Origin of the sequence: Nonomuraea sp. NPDC046570, from assembly GCF_040645915.1 — a bacterium.
Taxonomy (GTDB): domain Bacteria; phylum Actinomycetota; class Actinomycetes; order Streptosporangiales; family Streptosporangiaceae; genus Nonomuraea.
The window spans coordinates 50,154-66,297 of record NZ_JBEYZF010000009.1 but is presented as its reverse complement, the minus strand read 5'-3'; the positions used below and the strand labels follow the sequence as shown (position 1 = coordinate 66,297).

The 16,144-nt window shown below is 69.6% G+C and carries 14 protein-coding genes; all 14 read left to right on the top strand.

The features are described 5' to 3' along the window. The first annotated feature begins 97 nt into the window (after window positions 1-97). The 14 genes from ABZ911_RS16780 (at window position 98) to ABZ911_RS16715 (ending at window position 16,109) form a co-directional block, all read left to right on the top strand. Window positions 98-1,774: a glycosyl hydrolase family 8 gene (locus ABZ911_RS16780; RefSeq protein ID WP_358056015.1), complete on the top strand. Its 1,677-nt coding sequence runs from the start codon at window positions 98-100 to the stop codon at window positions 1,772-1,774. A gap of 102 nt (window positions 1,775-1,876) precedes the next feature. Continuing rightward, window positions 1,877-2,089: an AraC family transcriptional regulator gene (locus ABZ911_RS16775; RefSeq protein WP_358056393.1), complete on the top strand. Its 213-nt coding sequence runs from the start codon at window positions 1,877-1,879 to the stop codon at window positions 2,087-2,089. Next, window positions 2,076-2,942 carry a CPBP family intramembrane glutamic endopeptidase gene (locus ABZ911_RS16770; protein ID WP_358056013.1) on the top strand — a complete coding sequence of 289 codons (867 nt, stop codon included), beginning with the start codon at window positions 2,076-2,078 and terminating at the stop codon, window positions 2,940-2,942. Before ABZ911_RS16775 ends, ABZ911_RS16770 begins: the two co-directional genes overlap by 14 nt. 194 nt (window positions 2,943-3,136) lie before the next feature. Next, a complete protein-coding gene (locus ABZ911_RS16765; RefSeq protein WP_358056011.1) occupies window positions 3,137-5,092 on the top strand; it encodes a glycosyl hydrolase family 18 protein in 1,956 nt (651 codons plus the stop codon). A gap of 254 nt (window positions 5,093-5,346) precedes the next feature. Then, window positions 5,347-6,549 (top strand): membrane dipeptidase, encoded by a 1,203-nt coding sequence (locus ABZ911_RS16760; protein WP_358056009.1) that lies wholly within the window; start codon window positions 5,347-5,349, stop codon window positions 6,547-6,549. A 2-nt stretch (window positions 6,550-6,551) separates the two neighbouring features. Further along, window positions 6,552-8,174, top strand: a complete 1,623-nt coding sequence (locus ABZ911_RS16755; RefSeq protein WP_358056391.1) for an ABC transporter substrate-binding protein — start codon at window positions 6,552-6,554, stop codon at window positions 8,172-8,174. 32 nt (window positions 8,175-8,206) lie between these two features. Next, window positions 8,207-9,160 (top strand): ABC transporter permease, encoded by a 954-nt coding sequence (locus ABZ911_RS16750; RefSeq protein ID WP_358056007.1) that lies wholly within the window; start codon window positions 8,207-8,209, stop codon window positions 9,158-9,160. Continuing rightward, window positions 9,157-10,062 carry an ABC transporter permease gene (locus ABZ911_RS16745; protein WP_358056005.1) on the top strand — a complete coding sequence of 302 codons (906 nt, stop codon included), beginning with the start codon at window positions 9,157-9,159 and terminating at the stop codon, window positions 10,060-10,062. Before ABZ911_RS16750 ends, ABZ911_RS16745 begins: the two co-directional genes overlap by 4 nt. Window positions 10,063-10,065: 3 nt before the next feature. Beyond that, window positions 10,066-11,229 carry a Xaa-Pro peptidase family protein gene (locus ABZ911_RS16740; RefSeq protein ID WP_358056003.1) on the top strand — a complete coding sequence of 388 codons (1,164 nt, stop codon included), beginning with the start codon at window positions 10,066-10,068 and terminating at the stop codon, window positions 11,227-11,229. Continuing rightward, entirely contained in the window at window positions 11,226-12,104 is an 879-nt protein-coding gene (locus ABZ911_RS16735) for an alpha/beta hydrolase (protein ID WP_358056001.1), read from the top strand. The genes ABZ911_RS16740 and ABZ911_RS16735 overlap by 4 nt, the downstream gene beginning before the upstream one ends. After that, the gene (locus ABZ911_RS16730; RefSeq protein ID WP_358055999.1) at window positions 12,101-13,090 is read left to right on the top strand and encodes an ABC transporter ATP-binding protein; all 990 of its coding nucleotides are present in this window, start codon (window positions 12,101-12,103) and stop codon (window positions 13,088-13,090) included. The genes ABZ911_RS16735 and ABZ911_RS16730 overlap by 4 nt, the downstream gene beginning before the upstream one ends. Then, window positions 13,077-14,093 carry a dipeptide ABC transporter ATP-binding protein gene (locus tag ABZ911_RS16725; RefSeq protein ID WP_358055997.1) on the top strand — a complete coding sequence of 339 codons (1,017 nt, stop codon included), beginning with the start codon at window positions 13,077-13,079 and terminating at the stop codon, window positions 14,091-14,093. The genes ABZ911_RS16730 and ABZ911_RS16725 overlap by 14 nt, the downstream gene beginning before the upstream one ends. 28 nt (window positions 14,094-14,121) lie before the next feature. Further along, entirely contained in the window at window positions 14,122-15,321 is a 1,200-nt protein-coding gene (locus ABZ911_RS16720) for a membrane dipeptidase (protein ID WP_358055995.1), read from the top strand. Between the two features lie 65 nt (window positions 15,322-15,386). Continuing rightward, on the top strand, window positions 15,387-16,109 hold the full coding sequence (locus ABZ911_RS16715; protein ID WP_358055993.1) for a GntR family transcriptional regulator: 723 nt from the start codon (window positions 15,387-15,389) through the stop codon (window positions 16,107-16,109). The last annotated feature ends 35 nt before the right edge of the window (window positions 16,110-16,144 follow it).

Genomic DNA, 16,144 nt, shown 5'->3' with positions numbered 1-16,144 from the left:
AGTCGGGTGAGTAATGATGACACTCATCTCTAGTTAGGAATCTTTCCTAACTTTCGTTCGGCATCGTCACGGCCTTTCCCGCAGAGAGGTTCCCGCTGTGCACGCGAGATCGCGTCCCACGATCGTCCTGGTCCTGGCGGTGCTCGCCACCGCCCTGTTCGCGCTCCCCAGCCTGGCCGCCGACACGCTCGTCTCCCAAGGCAAGCCGGCCACCTCATCCTCGAACGAGGACTCCACCCTCGTCCCGGCCAACGCCTTCGACGGCGACGCCGCCACCCGCTGGGCCTCGGCCGAAGGCCACGACCCCGAGTGGATCCGGGTCGACCTCGGCGAAAACCACACGATCTCGCGGGTCAAGCTGACCTGGGAGGCCGCCTACGGCAAGACGTACAAGATCCAGACTTCCGGAGACGGCTCCACCTGGACCGACGTCCACTCCACCAGCGCCGGCGACGGCGGCGTCGACGACCTGACCGGCCTGTCCGGCGAGGGCCGGTACGTCCGCGTGTACGGCACCGCCCGAGGCACCGCCTACGGCTACAGCCTGTTCGAGGTGGAGGTCTACGGCAGCAGCACCACCCCGGGCCCCACCCCCACCCCGACCCCCACCCCGACGGCGGGCGGTCCGGCCGTGCCGTTCGGCAGCCACTCGATCCCCTACGCCGCCGGGATGCTGAAGCCCTCGGGCGGCCAGGCCGCCATCGACCAGAAGGTGGTCGACTACTACAAGAAGTGGAAGGCCGCCTTCGTCAAGCAGAACTGCGGCAACGGCTGGTACCAGGTGATCTCCCCCGACGCCGATCACCCCTACGTCGCCGAGGCGCAAGGCTACGGCATGGTGATCACCGCGACCATGGCCGGGGCCGACCCCGACGCCAAGAAGATCTTCGACGGCCTGGTCAAGTACAAGCTCGCCCACCCCTCCTCGATCAACCCCGACCTGCTCGCCGCCGAGCAGGACACCTCCTGCCAGAGCGTCAACGGCGGCGACGCCGCCACCGACGGCGACCTCGACGTGGCCTATGGCCTGCTGCTGGCCGACCGCCAGTGGGGCAGCTCCGGCACCTACAACTACAAGCAGCTCGCGATCCGGCACATCAACGCGATCAAGGCCGACGAGGTCAACCCGACCACCAAGCTGATGAAGCTCGGCGACTGGACGAGTTCGGGCGACCAGTACTACTGGATCAGCCGCTCCTCCGACTGGATGGCCGACCACTTCCGCGCCTTCCGGAAGGCGACCGGCGACACGTTCTGGGACACCGTACGCGCCAACCACCAGAACCTGATCGCCTCCCAGCAGGCCACCTACGCCTCCGGCACCGGGCTGCTGGCCGACTTCGTGGTCAACACCAACACCACCCCGAAGCCCGCCTCCGGCAAGGTGCTGGAGAGCTCCAACGACGGCAAGTACTGGTGGAACGCCTGCCGTGATCCTTGGCGCATCGGCGCCGACGCGGTGACCAGCGGCGACGCCAAGTCGCTGACCGCCGCCCGCAAGCTCAACACCTGGATCAAGGGCAAGACCGGCGGCGACCCCAACAAGATCGCCACCGGCTACGCCCTGAACGGCAGCCAGTTGCAGAGCGGCAGCGCCCCGGCCTTCTTCGCCCCGTTCGCGGTGACGGCGATGACCGACTCCGGCAGCCAGGCGTGGCTGGACGCGCTCTGGAACAAGATGCTCGCCACCCCGATCGAAACCGGCAGCTACTTCTCCGCCAGCATCCAGCTCCAGGTCATGATCACGGTCACCCACAACCACTGGGTGCCGTAGCCCTGACCGAGAAGGCGGTCCCGGCCCTGGACGGCCGGGACCGCCGTCCTCGCTTCGGGCGAAGGACTCAGCGGCGCCGACCCCTCGCTCGCGGACCAGCCCATCCACGTCACCGCCGCCCGGTGGGGCTTCGGCGACGTGACGAGCTTCTCCCGCGCCTTCCGCGCCGCCTACGGCGTCAACCCGATGGAATACCGGCAAGGGGGTGACGCACGCGCCGGCGGGTGCGCAGAAAGGATGAGCGCTACCTGGTCCCCTGGCAGGAGGTCGCCGGGCGCTCGCCGGGAAAGCATGGTATTTCGTGATCCAAGCTGACACCTGGCGAACATCGCCCCATCTCCTGACAGTGGCGGGCGCGGGCGTGTTCATCCTCGCCTACGCCTGGCTCCTGCTCACCGGCAACACGGAGATCAGCGCCTCGGCCGATCCGGGCGCCGCCAAGCTCTCGCTCTGGGGGGCCGCGCTGCCCACGCTGGCCGCGATGCTGCTGGCCCGCCTCGTGCCGCCGAAGGCGACCGTCCCCCTGCCCCTGACGGAGCTCCCGCGACGGCGGCTCGTCAAGGAGACCTGGGTGCTCGTGGCGGCGGCGCTCATGTTCGCGCTGACCTCCGGCGTGGCGAGAGACGCCGGCCTGCTGTACATCCTGGCCAAAGTGGTGCTCCTGCTGATCGTGCCCTTGATCGCCTTCCGGCTCCTCAGGGGCGGCGGGCCCGCCGCCAAGGCCGTGCCCAGGCCGGTCACCTGGCTGGCCCCGCTGCCCGCCGTACTCGCGTGGTTCCTGCTCTCGGAGGTCGGGCCGCTCGCGACGCCGCTGACGGCGAACCTGCCCGACCCGGTCACGCTCGCCGTCGGCTCGCTGATCACGCTGCTCACGGCGGGCGTGCTGGAGGAGGTCTTCTACCGAGGCTGGCTACAGACCAGGATCGAGGCGCTGTACGGCAGATGGCCCGCGATCATGGCCTCCGCCCTGCTGTTCGCCCTGATGCACCTCAGCCACGTCGCCCCGGAGACCCCCGTCCTCGGCCTCGCCTCGATCGTGGCGTTCCAGGGCGTCTTCGGACTGATGCAGGGCTACCTCTGGTCCCGCTACCGCAACATCTGGGCGATCATCCTCATCCACGTCATCGTCAACCTCATCTACGTGGACATGCTGCTCGCGCTGCTCTGACCAGGGGGGGACGGCGGGTGGAGGGCTTCCGGCGGCGGGACGCGGCGTGGCGCGGAGGCCCGCATTGCGTATTGACGCTGTAGCAGCCAACGGTTACCGTCATCTCAAAATTAAAAGGAAACCTTACTAATAGTTTCCTTTGATTCGCCTCCGGTCCCACCCCCACCCACCCCCCAACCGGATGTCGGAGCATCATGAGACACACCATCCTGAGCAAGGCGCTCGCAGTCGTGGCGGCGTTGGTCCTGCCGCTCACCGCGGCGGTCGTCGCCTCACCCGGCGCCTACGGTGCCGCCACCAGCTCGGCGGCCTTCGCCGCCTGGGCCCCGAACACCGCCTACACGGTCGGCACCCGGGTCACCTACAACGGCGTCGAGTACGAGTGCCGCCAGAGCCACACCTCCCTGACCGGCTGGGAGCCGCCCAACGTCCCGGCGCTGTGGAAGACCACGGGCGGCGGCGGCGAGGACACCGTCGCGCCGTCGGTGCCGGGCAACCTGCGCTCGACCGGCGTCTCCTCCAGCACCGTCTCGCTGGCCTGGAACGCCTCCACCGACAACGTGGCCGTCACCGGCTACGAGATCTACCGCGGCGGCACCCTGGTCACCACCGTGACCGGCACCACCCACACCGACATCGGCCTGACCGCCAACACCGCCTACACCTACACGGTCCGCGCCAAGGACGCCGCCGGCAACCGCTCCGCCCACAGCACCTCCGCCACCGCCACCACCACGGGCGGCGGCGACGACACCGAGGCGCCGTCGGTGCCGGGCAACCTGCGCTCGACCGGCGTCTCCTCCAGCACCGTCTCGCTGGCCTGGAACGCCTCCACCGACAACGTGGCCGTCACCGGCTACGAGATCTACCGCGGCGGCACCCTGGTCACCACCGTGACCGGCACCACCCACACCGACATCGGCCTGACCGCCAACACCGCCTACACCTACACGGTCCGCGCCAAGGACGCCGCCGGCAACCGCTCCGCCCACAGCACCTCCGCCACCGCCACCACCACGGGCGGCGGCGGAGGCGGCAACAAGGTTCTCGGCTACTTCGTCCAGTGGGGCGTCTACCAGCGCGCCTACCACGTCAAGAACATCGACACCAGCGGCTCCGCGGCCAAGCTGACCCACATCAACTACGCCTTCGGCAACGTCCAGAACGGTCAGTGCACCATCGGCGACAGCTACGCCGACTACGACCGCTTCTACGGGGCGGGCGAGAGCGTGGACGGCGTCGCCGACACCTGGGACGCCGGCGCGCTGCGCGGTAACTTCAACCAGCTCCGCAAGCTCAAGAAGAAGTACCCGAACCTGAAGGTCCTGTTCTCCTTCGGCGGCTGGACCTGGTCCGGCGGCCTCGGCCAGGCCGCGCAGAACCCGACGGCCTTCGCCGAGTCCTGCTACCGCCTGGTGGAGGACCCGCGCTGGGCGGACGTCTTCGACGGCATCGACATCGACTGGGAGTACCCGAACGCCTGCGGCCTCACCTGCGACACCAGCGGCTTCTCCTCGTTCAAGAACATGATGTCGGCCCTGCGCACCCGCTTCGGGACCGGCAACCTGGTCACCGCGGCCATCACCGCCGACGGCACCAGCGGCGGCAAGATCGACGCGGCCGACTACGGCGGCGCCGCGCAGTACCTCGACTGGTACAACGTCATGACGTACGACTTCTTCGGCGCCTGGGCGGCGCAGGGCCCCACCGCCCCGCACTCGCCGCTCACCACCTACAACGACATCCCGATCGCGGGCTTCTACTCCGACAACGCCATCCAGAAGCTGAAGAGCAAGGGCGTTCCGGCGAGCAAGCTGCTCCTCGGCATCGGCTTCTACGGCCGCGGCTGGACCGGGGTCACCCAGTCCGCCCCGGGCGGCACGGCCACCGGCCCGGCCCCCGGCACGTACGAGCAGGGCAACGAGGACTACAAGGTCCTCAAGACCCGCTGCCCCGCCAACGGCACCATCGCGGGCACGGCCTACGCCCACTGCGGCAACCAGTGGTGGAGCTACGACACGCCGAGCACGATCAACGGCAAGATGGGCTACGCGAAGAGCCAGGGCCTCGGCGGCTCGTTCTTCTGGGAGCTCAGCGGCGACACCTCGAACGGCGAGCTGATCACCGCCATCAAGAGCGGCCTGGGGTGACCTGACCCGTCAGGGCCGGCTCCGTGCTTCGGAGCCGGCCCTTTCGGCTGTCCGAAGAGATGTGATGCCACTCACACCCGTGGCCTCCCGGTAGCGCGCAAACCTCCGTCGTACCGCCGGACACTCCCAGGACGCACAGCGGACATCTGGCCGTCGTGACCCGAATGTCACATTTGTCTCCTTGTAGCTCAGACGCGGCCTATGAAAGGTTGCACCTCAGACGTTTAAGGTCCAACCTTTCGGAGGTGCTCCCCATGCAGCCCCCCAATCCCCGCTACCAGGGATACCGGTCGTTCGACTATCTGGAGCCGCACGCCGACTTCAAGGTCTTCGACCTCGCCCCCGAGCTCGACCGCGTCCCGGCGTACGACCTGGGCCTGACGGCTGAGCAGAGCGCGCGGGTCAGCCGCGTCCTCACCGAGCACATGGCCATCTCGCTGCACGAACACCCCAAGGTCCTGACCGCGGACGTCTCGCTGCTGCGCGACTACAACCGGACCGGGCGCAACACGCTCGGCTACGAGGGCCTGGCGCGATCGGGCATGACCGCCCTCTTCGACAACTTCATGAACGGCACCAACTGCGTCACCAGCGAGCACGGCTGGAAGTGGGACGACGTCATCTACGACCTCGGCCTGCGCTTCGCCGACATCGCCAAGCAGGACTTCGTCGTGCTGGCCCGCACGGTCGCGGAGATCGAGAAGGCCAAGGCGAACGGACAGCTCGCCCTGGTGGCCGGTCTCGAAGCCGCGACGATGATCGAGAACGAGCTCGATCGCCTGGACATCCTGTACGGCTTCGGCGTCCGCCAGATCGGCATCGCCTACTCCCAGGCCAACCAGCTCGGCTCAGGACTCGCCGAGCGCGCCGACGCCGGGCTGACCAACTTCGGCCGCCGCGCCGTGCGGCGGATGAACAAGCTCGGCATGGCCATCGACATCTCGCACTCCGGCGACCGCACCAGCCTGGAGGTCATCGAGCACTCCTCGGTGCCGGTCTTCATCACCCACGCCGGCGCTCGCGCGGTGTGGCCGACCAACCGGATGAAGCCCGACGAGGTCATCAAGGCATGCGCCGAACGCGGCGGCGTCATCGGCCTGGAAGCCGCTCCGCACACCACGCTCTCGAACGCGCACCAGGAGCACTCGCTCGAGTCGGTGATGGACCACTTCACCTACTGCGTGAACCTGGTGGGCATCGACCACGTCGCCTTCGGCCCCGACACCAACTTCGGCGACCATGTGGGGCTGCACGACTCCTTCACCGGTCACCTCTCGATCGGCCAGGCCCACGGGCACGTCGAGCACCCGCGCGTGCCATACGTGGCCGGTATGGAGAACCCGGCGGAGAACTTCACCAACATCGTCGGCTGGCTGGTCAAGCACGGCTACGGCGACGACGACATCAGCAAGGTCATCGGCGGGAACATCCTGCGCGTACTCAAGGAAGTCTGGTGAACATGCGTACCCTCGGACGCTGGTCCGGCGCCGTCACGGCCGTCGTGACCGCGCTGGCGCTCACGTCGTGCGGCCTCAACGAGGGCAAGGACGCCTCGAAGCCGACCGGCGGCGGCACCTCCACCACGCTGCGCATCGGCACCACCACCGACGTCGCGAACTTCAACCCGCTGCAGTCGCTGAGCAAGACCGACAACTGGATTCTCAACGCGATGTACCCGCACCTGCTGCGGATCGACGAGAACGCCAAGAAGGTCCCCGAGCTCGCCAGCGAGTACACCCACGAGGACGGCGGCAAGTCGGTCGTCTTCAAGCTGCGCGACGACTTCGTGTGGAGCGACGGCACCCCGGTGACGTCGGCCGACGTGAAGTACTCGGCCGAGACGATCATGAAGAACAAGCTGGGCAACGTGGCCGCGAAGCTCACCTGGGTCGAGGGCATCGAGACGCCCGACGCCACCACGGTGGTCTTCAAGCTCAGCCAGCCGTACGCGCCGTTCGCCGAAGGCGTGGGCTTCTGGATGTCGGTCGTCCCCAAGCACGTCTTCGAGAAGGCCGGCGACATCACCAAGTTCGCCAACAACGCCGACTGGGTCGGCGCGGGCGCGTACATCCTGAAGAGCGCCACGCCCGGCCAGCGCTACGTGATGACGCGCAACGACAAGTACCCCTACGCGCCCAAGGGCGGCGCGGCCGTCGAGACCGTCGAGTACCGGCTGTACCCGGACGTCAACACCATGCAGCTCGCCCTGCGCAACGGCGACATCGACCTGATGGGCACGCCGGTGCCCGCCTCGGCCGTCGCCTCCTTCAAGGGCGACGAGAAGATCAAGCTGCAGGAGGTCGGCTCGCTCGGCTTCGCGCACATCACCTACAACGTGACCAACGAGCACCTGGCCCGCCCCAAGGTCCGGCAGGCGCTGTCGATGGTCGTCGACACCAAGTCGATCATCTCGACGGTGCTGCAGGGCGAGGGCACCGCGACGACCGGCCCGATCTCGCCGATCTTCGCGGAGTACGACAACACCGGGCTCCAGCCGTACCCGTTCGACCCGGCCGCCGCGCGCAAGCTGCTCGAAGAGGACGGATACGCCGACAAGAACGGCGACGGCAAGCTCGACGGCCTGTCCTTCGAGATGGTCTGCGACCAGAGCAACCCGAACCTCACCCGGGTCGCCCAGGTGGTGCGCGAGGACGCGGCCAAGGCCGGCGTCGACCTCGTCGCCTCGTGCGTCGAGCGGAACACCTTCCTCAGCCGGACCAAGAGCGGCGACTACGACCTCGACGTCTCGCAGTGGGCCGTCTTCGACAACCCGATGGACCAACTGCGCAGCACATACCTGTCGAGCAACCCGGGCGGCATCAACTACAACCTGGTCAAGGACCCGAAGCTGGACAAGCTCATCAACGAGGCCGCCGTCACCACCGACCAGGCCAAGTTCGCGGGCAAGATCAAGGACCTCGACGCCTACGTGCACGAGCAGGCGCTGCTGACGCCGCTCTACGTGGAGAAGATCCAGTTCGCCTACAACGGCGGCAAGTTCACCGGCTTCCAGCCCTCGCCCAGCGACCTGCTCGGCATGGTGACCGGCTACTCGCTGTCGCAGGTCCGACCCGTCGGCTGAGGCGAGGAACGGAGAGGAGGCGGGGTCACCCCATGGCTGAATTCATCGCCAGACGGGCGATGCGCGCGATCCTGACCATCTGGATCGCGGTCACCGTAACGTTTTTCCTGCTGCGGCTGCTGCCGGGTGATCCCACCCTCCTGGTCGTCGAGGGGGACATGACCCCCGAGATGCAGCAGGCGCTGCGGGAGCAGTACGGGCTGGACAAGCCCATGATGACGCAGTACTGGCTGTACCTGAGCGAGCTGGTGCGCGGGAACCTCGGCACGTCGTTCAGGCAGTTGCAGCCGGTCACCGACATCATCGTGTCGCGGCTGCCGTGGACGGCGCTGCTGGCCGGCTCGGCCTTCGTGCTGACCATCCTGCTCGGCATCCCGCTCGGCGTGTACGCGGCGGCCCACCGCGGCAAGCGCGTCGACCGGGTCGTCCAGATGTTCGGGATCACCGGGCACGCGCTGTTCGTGCCGAGCATCGGGATCCTGCTGCTGGTGGTCGCGGGCTCGTGGCTCGGCTGGTTCCCGATCGGCGGCGCGATCGACCCCGACACCCGGGGCCTGGACGCGTACATCAGCCTGTTCCACCATCTCGCGCTGCCGCTGCTCAGCCTGGTGGTCGTGCAGCTCGGGCCGTACGCGCTCACGCTGCGCACCAACATGCTCGAAGTCCTCGGCGAGGACTACATCAAGAGCGCCCGCGGCCGCGGCCTGTCGCCGCAGCGCACGCTGTGGCGGCACGCGCTGCGCAACGCGTTCCTCCCGGCGCTGACGCTGATGGGACTCCAGCTCGGCACGCTGGTCGGCGGGGCGGTGCTCACCGAGACCGTGTTCGCCTATCCCGGCGTCGGACGGCTGATCTACGAGGCCGTCGGCCAACTCGACTATCCGCTGCTGCAGGGAGCGTTCATCATGCTCGCGGTCACCGTGGTCGTCGCGAACCTGATCACCGACGTGGTCAGCATGCTGCTCAACCCGAGGATTCGCGCATGAGCGCGACGCCTCCCGACGCGCGGCCCGCCGGAGCCGTCGCGGCGGACGAGCCGACGGCGAGCGTTCCGCCGTCGGCGATGCGAAGCCTCCGGCGATTCCTGTCCAAGCCCAGCGGCGCGCTGTCGATCTCGATGCTGCTGCTGTTCCTAATGACCGGCCTGTTCGGGCCGCTCTTCGTGGACCGGCCGGGTGGGCTCGGCGCCGAGATCCTGCGGCCGCCGTCGCTCGCGCACTGGTTCGGCACCGACGACCTCGGCCAGGACGTGTTCGCCCAGGTGGTGTGGGGAACCCGGGTCAGCCTGACGGTGGCGGTCGCGGCGTCGGCGATCGCGATCGTCATCGGTACGGCCCTCGGCTTGCTCGGCGCCTACTCCAGGCGGGCCGACGCCTGGGTCACCACGGTGACCGACCTGATGCTGTCGCTCCCGCTGCTGCCGCTCATGATCATGGTGACCGCGCTGGCCGGCCCGAGCGTCACGACGCTGACCTTCGTCATCGGGCTGTTCTCCTGGCCCGAGGTCACCCGGCTGATCCGGTCGAACGGGCTGGTCGTGGTGTCCATGCCGTACATCGACGGCGCCCGCGCGCTCGGCGCGACCGGCTGGCGGATCGTCACCCGTGAGGTGCTGCCCGCCGTGGTGCCGCTGATCGTGGTGAGCGTGCTGCTCACCGCGGCCAGGGCGGTGATCTCCGAGGCGGGGCTCAGCTTCCTGGGGCTCGGCGACCCCGACTCGTGGTCGTGGGGGCGGATCATCCTCAACGCCCAGCGCAGCGGCGTGATCTCCACCGCGTGGTGGCAGACGCTCTTCCCGTCGCTGGCGATCCTGCTGCTCGTGCTCTCGGCGACGGTCGCGGGCGTGCGCTTCAACGACTCACGCGACCCTCGGCTGAAGGACCGGTGACCCATGCGCCTTTCCTCTGACTACTACGCGGACGTCCACTCCGCGCTCCGGGACGCCCTGGACCAGGACGCTCTGGACGGGTTCCTGGCCACGGCGCCGAGTGACGTCGCCTACCTCGCCGGGTTCTTCTACGCCGTCACCGAACGGCCGGTCTACCTCTGGTTCCCCCGTGAGGGGCGGCCCCTGTGCGTGGTGCCGAAGCTCGACGAGGAGTACGCGGCGCTGCAGCGCATCGAGGCCGACGTCGTCACCTACGCCGAGTTTCCCGGCGTCGATCCGGCCGAGGCCGTGCTCGCGCGCCAGATCGGGCGGCCGGGCCGGATCGGCGTCTCCGGCGGGCTCGGCCTCGCCGCCCACCGGGCGCTGACCGAGGCGCTGGGTGGGACCGAACTCCGGATCAGTTCGGTGGTGTCGGACCTGCGGCTCACCAAGCATCCGGAGGAGCTCGCCTGGCACCGCCAGGCGGCCGGGATCTGCGACGAGATGCTCGCCGCGGGCCGGGCGCTCATCGAGGACGCGCTGCGCGCGGGCCGCCCGCTGCCGAGCGAGGGCGACCTCGCCCGGCACGTCATCGGGTACGGCACCGACGCGATGTACCAGCGCTACGACCACGTTATCTACACGACGAAGCTGGCCGGCGGCCTGGTGTACGCGGGACCGAACTCCGCGAACCCGCACGGACTGCCCAGCAGGCGCAGGCTGCGGGACGGCGACACCGTCATCCTCTCCCTGGGCGCCGCCGTCGGCAGCCGCTTCGTGGAGAGCGAGCGGACGTTCGTCATCGGCGAACCCAGCGCCGACCAGCGGCGCTACTTCGGCGTCGCGGCGGAGGCGCAGGAGGTCGGCACGGCGGGCCTGCGGGCCGGCCGTACCTGCGCGGAGGTGAACCGCGAGTGTCTCGGCGTCATCTGGGGACACGGGCTCGGCGCGCACATCCGGCACCGCCAGGGGCACGGCATCGGCGTCCAGCAGCACGAGCCGCCCTGGGTGGAGGACGGCGACCACACCGTGCTCCGGGCCGGGATGGTGCTCTCCAGCGAGCCGGGCGTGTACGTGCCGGGCCACGGCGGCTACCGCATCTCCGACACCGTGCTGGTCACCGACACGGGACCGGAACGGCTGACCAGCTATCCGCGCGGCCTCGAAGAGAACGTGATCGCGCCATGACCGAGGAGGACGCAGTGTTCGTGGAGATCAACGGCAACCCCCTGGCCGTGGAGGTCATGGGGCCCGAGGACGCGCCGGCGATGATCGTCCACCACGGCGCTCCCGGGCTGGGCGGACGCGGCGAGCCGCGCCGGTCGTTCGGGCCGTTCTCCGACCGGCTCCGCGTCGTCGTCTTCGACGCGCGCGGCTCCGGCGAGTCCGGTGACGCGGGCCCCTTCAGCCACGCCCAGTGGGTCGCCGACGTCGAGGCGATCCGGCGGCACTTCGATCTCGGCCGGATCGTCATGGCGGGCGGGTCCTACGGCGGCTTCATCGCGATGGAGTACGCCCTGGCCCACCCGGAGAACGTCGCCGCGCTCGTGCTGCGGGACACCGCGGCCAACACCGCCTACGACCACCTCGCGGTGGAGCGGGCCCGCACGACCGACCGGGTGCGCATCCCCGCCTGGGTCATCGAACGCATCGGCACCGGCCGGTTCACCTCCAACGAGGAGTTCAAGGAGTACTGGCGGGCCATCCTGCCGCTCTACGACCACGACTACGACCCCGAGGCTGTCGAGCGGCGGGTCGCGCAGACGGTCTACCACTACCAGACCCACAACGAGGCGTTCGGCGTCAACATGCCGGCCTACGACCTCACCCCCCGGCTGCACGAGATCACCTGCCCGACGCTGGTCACCGTGGGACGGCACGACTGGCGCACGCCCGTGCCCGCCTCCCAGGAGATCGCCGACCTGGTCCCCGGCGGGGAACTGGCGGTGTTCGAGAAGTCCGGCCACTCACCCCAACTGGAGGAGCCCGAGCTGTTCCAGCGGGTCGTCCGCGACTTCCTGACCAGGGCGGGCGTGCTCGCCCCAGAGGCAGGCAGGCCGTGAACGCGCCCGTGCTGCGGGTGGACGACCTCAGCGTGGAGTTCGCCACCCGCGAAGGGGCCGTCCGCGCGGTGCGCAACGTCGGGCTCGAGGTCTTCGCGGGCCGTACGCTCGCGCTGCTCGGCGAGTCGGGGTCGGGCAAGTCGGTGACCGCCCAGGCGATCATGGGCCTGCTGGACACGCCGCCGGCGAGCATCACCTCCGGCAGCATCGTGTTCGAGGGCACCGACCTGGTGACCGCGCCCGAGCGGGTCCGCCGGCAGGTCAACGGCGAGGGCGTCGCGATGGTCTTCCAGGACGCGCTGTCCGCGCTCAACCCCGTCTACACGGTGGGCCACCAGATCAGCGAGCTGCTGCGGGTCCGGCGGAAGATGTCCAGGTCCGCGGCCCGCGCCCGCGCCATCGAGCTGATGGAGCGGGTGCGGATCCCCGCCGCGGCCCGCCGGGTCGACGACTATCCGCACCAGTTCTCGGGCGGCATGCGGCAGCGGATCATGATCGCCCTGGCGGTGGCGCTCGACCCGCGCGTGCTCATCGCCGACGAGCCCACCACCGCGCTGGACGTCACGGTGCAGGCGCAGATCATGGAGCTGCTGACCGAACTCCAGCGCGAGAACGGGATGGGGATGGTGCTCATCACCCACGACCTCGGGGTGGTCGCCGAGGTCGCCGACGACGTGACCGTGATGTACGCGGGCCGGATCGTCGAACGCGGATCGGTGGAGGAGCTGTTCGAGCACGCGGCCCACCCGTACACGCGGGGGCTGCTGCGCTCGATGCCGCGCACGGACCGGGACGACGACGAGCTGTGGGCCATCCCCGGCGCGCCGCCGAGCCCGGTGCTGGCGCCGAAGGGGTGCGCGTTCCATCCGCGCTGTGACATCGCGGTCGAGCTGTGCCGGTCCGAGCAGCCCGGGCTTGAGGTGATCGCGGCAGGCCGTACCAGCGCCTGCCATCGGCGTTCGGAGGTGTTCGATGGGCGAGCGTGAGGTCGTGCTCGAGGTTGATTCCCTGGTCAGGCACTTTCCGGTCGGGGGCGGCCTGCTGACCCGGCGGCGCAGCGCCGTGCAGGCCGTCGACGGCGTGTCGTTCACCCTCGGGCGCGGGGAGACCCTCGGCGTCGTCGGCGAGTCGGGGTGCGGCAAGTCGACGCTGGCCCGCACGGTCGTCGGCCTGGACCGGCCGACCTCGGGGCACGTCCGCTACCGAGGCGTGGACGTGCACGCCTCCTCCGGCCGCGAGTTGCGGGCGATGCGGCGCAGCGTGCAGATCGTGCTGCAGGACCCCTACACCTCGCTGAACCCCAGGAAGACCGTCCGCGACCTGCTCATGCAACCATTCGAGATCCACGCGGACGTGCTGCCCCGGGACCGGCGGCTGGCCCGGGTGAAGGAACTGATCGACCTGGTCGGGCTCAACCCGGACCACCTGGACCGGTACCCGTTCCAGTTCTCCGGCGGGCAGCGGCAGCGCATCGGGATCGCCCGCGCGCTCGCCCTGGAGCCGGAGGTCGTCGTCTGCGACGAGCCGGTCTCCGCGCTGGACGTCTCCGTGCAGGCGCAGGTCGTCAACCTGCTGCGGCGGCTGCAGCGGGAACTGGGCCTGTCCTACGTGTTCATCGCGCACGACCTGTCGGTGGTACGGCACATCTCCGACCGGGTGGCGGTGATGTACCTGGGCAAGGTCGTCGAACTCGGCGATCGCCGGGAGGTGTACGAGCGTCCCCGGCACCCGTACACCCGGGCGCTGCTCGACGCGGTGCCCGTCCCCGATCCGCGGGGCCGGGCCTCGCGCACGCGGACCCTGCTGGCCGGCGACCCGCCCAGCCCGGTCGACCCGCCGCCGGGGTGCCGCTTCCGCACGCGCTGCCCGAAGGCCCAGGAGGTGTGCGCCGAGACCGAGCCCCTGCTGCGGATCGGGCCCTCGCCGGCCGTCGAGGTCGCCTGCCACTTCCCCGACCAGACTCCGCCGGCCCGCCTCGGCGACGCCTGACATCGATATCTCTGGAGGATTCACCACTATGCAGTCACAGTCCGCCTCCTACCGCGGTCACCAGGCCTACGGCTATCTCGAGCCGGGCGTCGACTACGCCGACTTCGAGCTGGCCGAGCAGATCGGCCGCGTGCCCGCCTACGACGGTGGGGTGTCGGCCGAGCAGTCCGAACGGGTCAGCCGGATCATGGCCGAGCACATCGTGATCTCCTTGCACGAGCACGCGGTGGTGCTGCCCAAGGACGTCGGTGAACTGCGCCGGTACAACCGCACCGGCCGGCAGCGTACGGGTTACGAGGGCCTGTCGCGCTCGGGCATGACGGCCGTGTTCGACAACTTCATGGCCGGGGCGTCGTGCGTCACCAGCGAGAACGGCTGGAAGTGGAACGACATGATCTACGCCCTCGGCCTGCGGCTCGCGGACATCGCCAAGCAGGACTACGTGGTGCACGCGCTGACGGTGGAGGACATCAGGGCGGCCAAGCGCGACGGCCGGATGGCGCTGGTGGCCGGGCTGGAGTCGGCGACGATGATCGAGAACGAGCTCGATCGCCTGGACATCCTGTACGGCTTCGGCCTGCGCCAGATCGGCATCGCCTACTCGCAGTCCAACCAGCTGGGCTCAGGGCTGGCCGAGTCCGCCGACGCCGGGCTGACCAACTTCGGCCGCCGCGCCGTGGAGCGGATGAACAAGCTGGGCCTGGCCATCGACATCTCGCACTCGGGCGACCGCACCTGCCTGGAGGTGATCGAGCACTCCTCGGTGCCGGTCTTCATCACCCATGCCGGCGCCCGCGCGGTGTGGCCGACGAACCGGATGAAGCCCGACGAGGTCATCAAGGCGTGCGCCGAGCGCGGCGGTCTCATCGGCCTGGAGGCGGCCCCGCACACCACGCTGTCGGACAAGCACCGGGAGCACTCGCTGGAGTCGGTGATGGACCACTTCACCTACTGCGTGGACCTGGTGGGCATCGACCATGTCACCTTCGGCCCCGACACGATGTTCGGCGACCACGTGGGCGTGCACAGGACCTACGCCGGCAACTACGCCCAGAACCGGGAGGCCGCGCCCGACCACCCGACCGTCGCCTACGTGGACGGGCTGGAGAACCCGGCGGAGAACTTCACCAACATCATCGGCTGGCTCGTCAGGCACGGCTACAGCGACGACGAGATCGGCAAGGTCGTGGGCGGCAACACGCTCCGGGTGCTCGATCATGTCTGGTAGGACATCTCCCCCCGGTGTCCTCGGACGCGGGGGGCACCCGGGCAGCGTGACGAAGGGAGCCCACGATGGGCCGACGTGATACCGCGGCGCAGGCGACGCTGCACGGCCTGCGGGCGTTGCTGCGGGAGAAGTTCCAGCCGGGTGACCGCCTGCCGACCGAGCAGGACCTCTCCGAGATGCTGGACGTGAGCCGCGGCACCGTCCGCGAGGCGCTCGGCGTCCTGGCCATCGAGGGTGCGGTGATCCGGCGCTGGGGCATCGGGACGTTCGTGGCCGGCAGTCACGACCTGGCGCCGCTGAGCATGTCGAAGATCCTCGCCTACCGGGACCGCATCCAGCTGGCGGGGCACACGGTCGAGCTGGTCGCCTCGGCGTGCGACACCGTGCCGAGCCCGCCCGCGGCGGCCGAGGCGCTGGCCCTGCCGGCCCGGACGCCGGTGTGGCAGGTGACGCGCATCTTCAGCGTGGACGACGTGCGGGCGGCGTACATGCGGGACTACGTGCCGTCGCGGATCGGCGCGGACGAGATCGACCCGAGTCCGATGCTCGACATCGACACGGACCTGTTCACGTTCCTCGACCGGGTGGCCCTGCACCCGGCCGCCCGGACGGTCACCGACCTCGAAGCCGTGCTCGCCTCCGATCACGGGGCCGACGCGTTGCGTGTGCCGGTGGGCTATCCGCTGGCCCGGACGCTGCAGACGGTCTTCGGGCACGGCGATGTGCCACTCGCCTACGGCGTCACCGAGCACCGCACCGACATCGTGCGCATCCGCATCACCCGCTGAGAGCAGATGACCATTGGCCGTGAAGGGCACGTTAG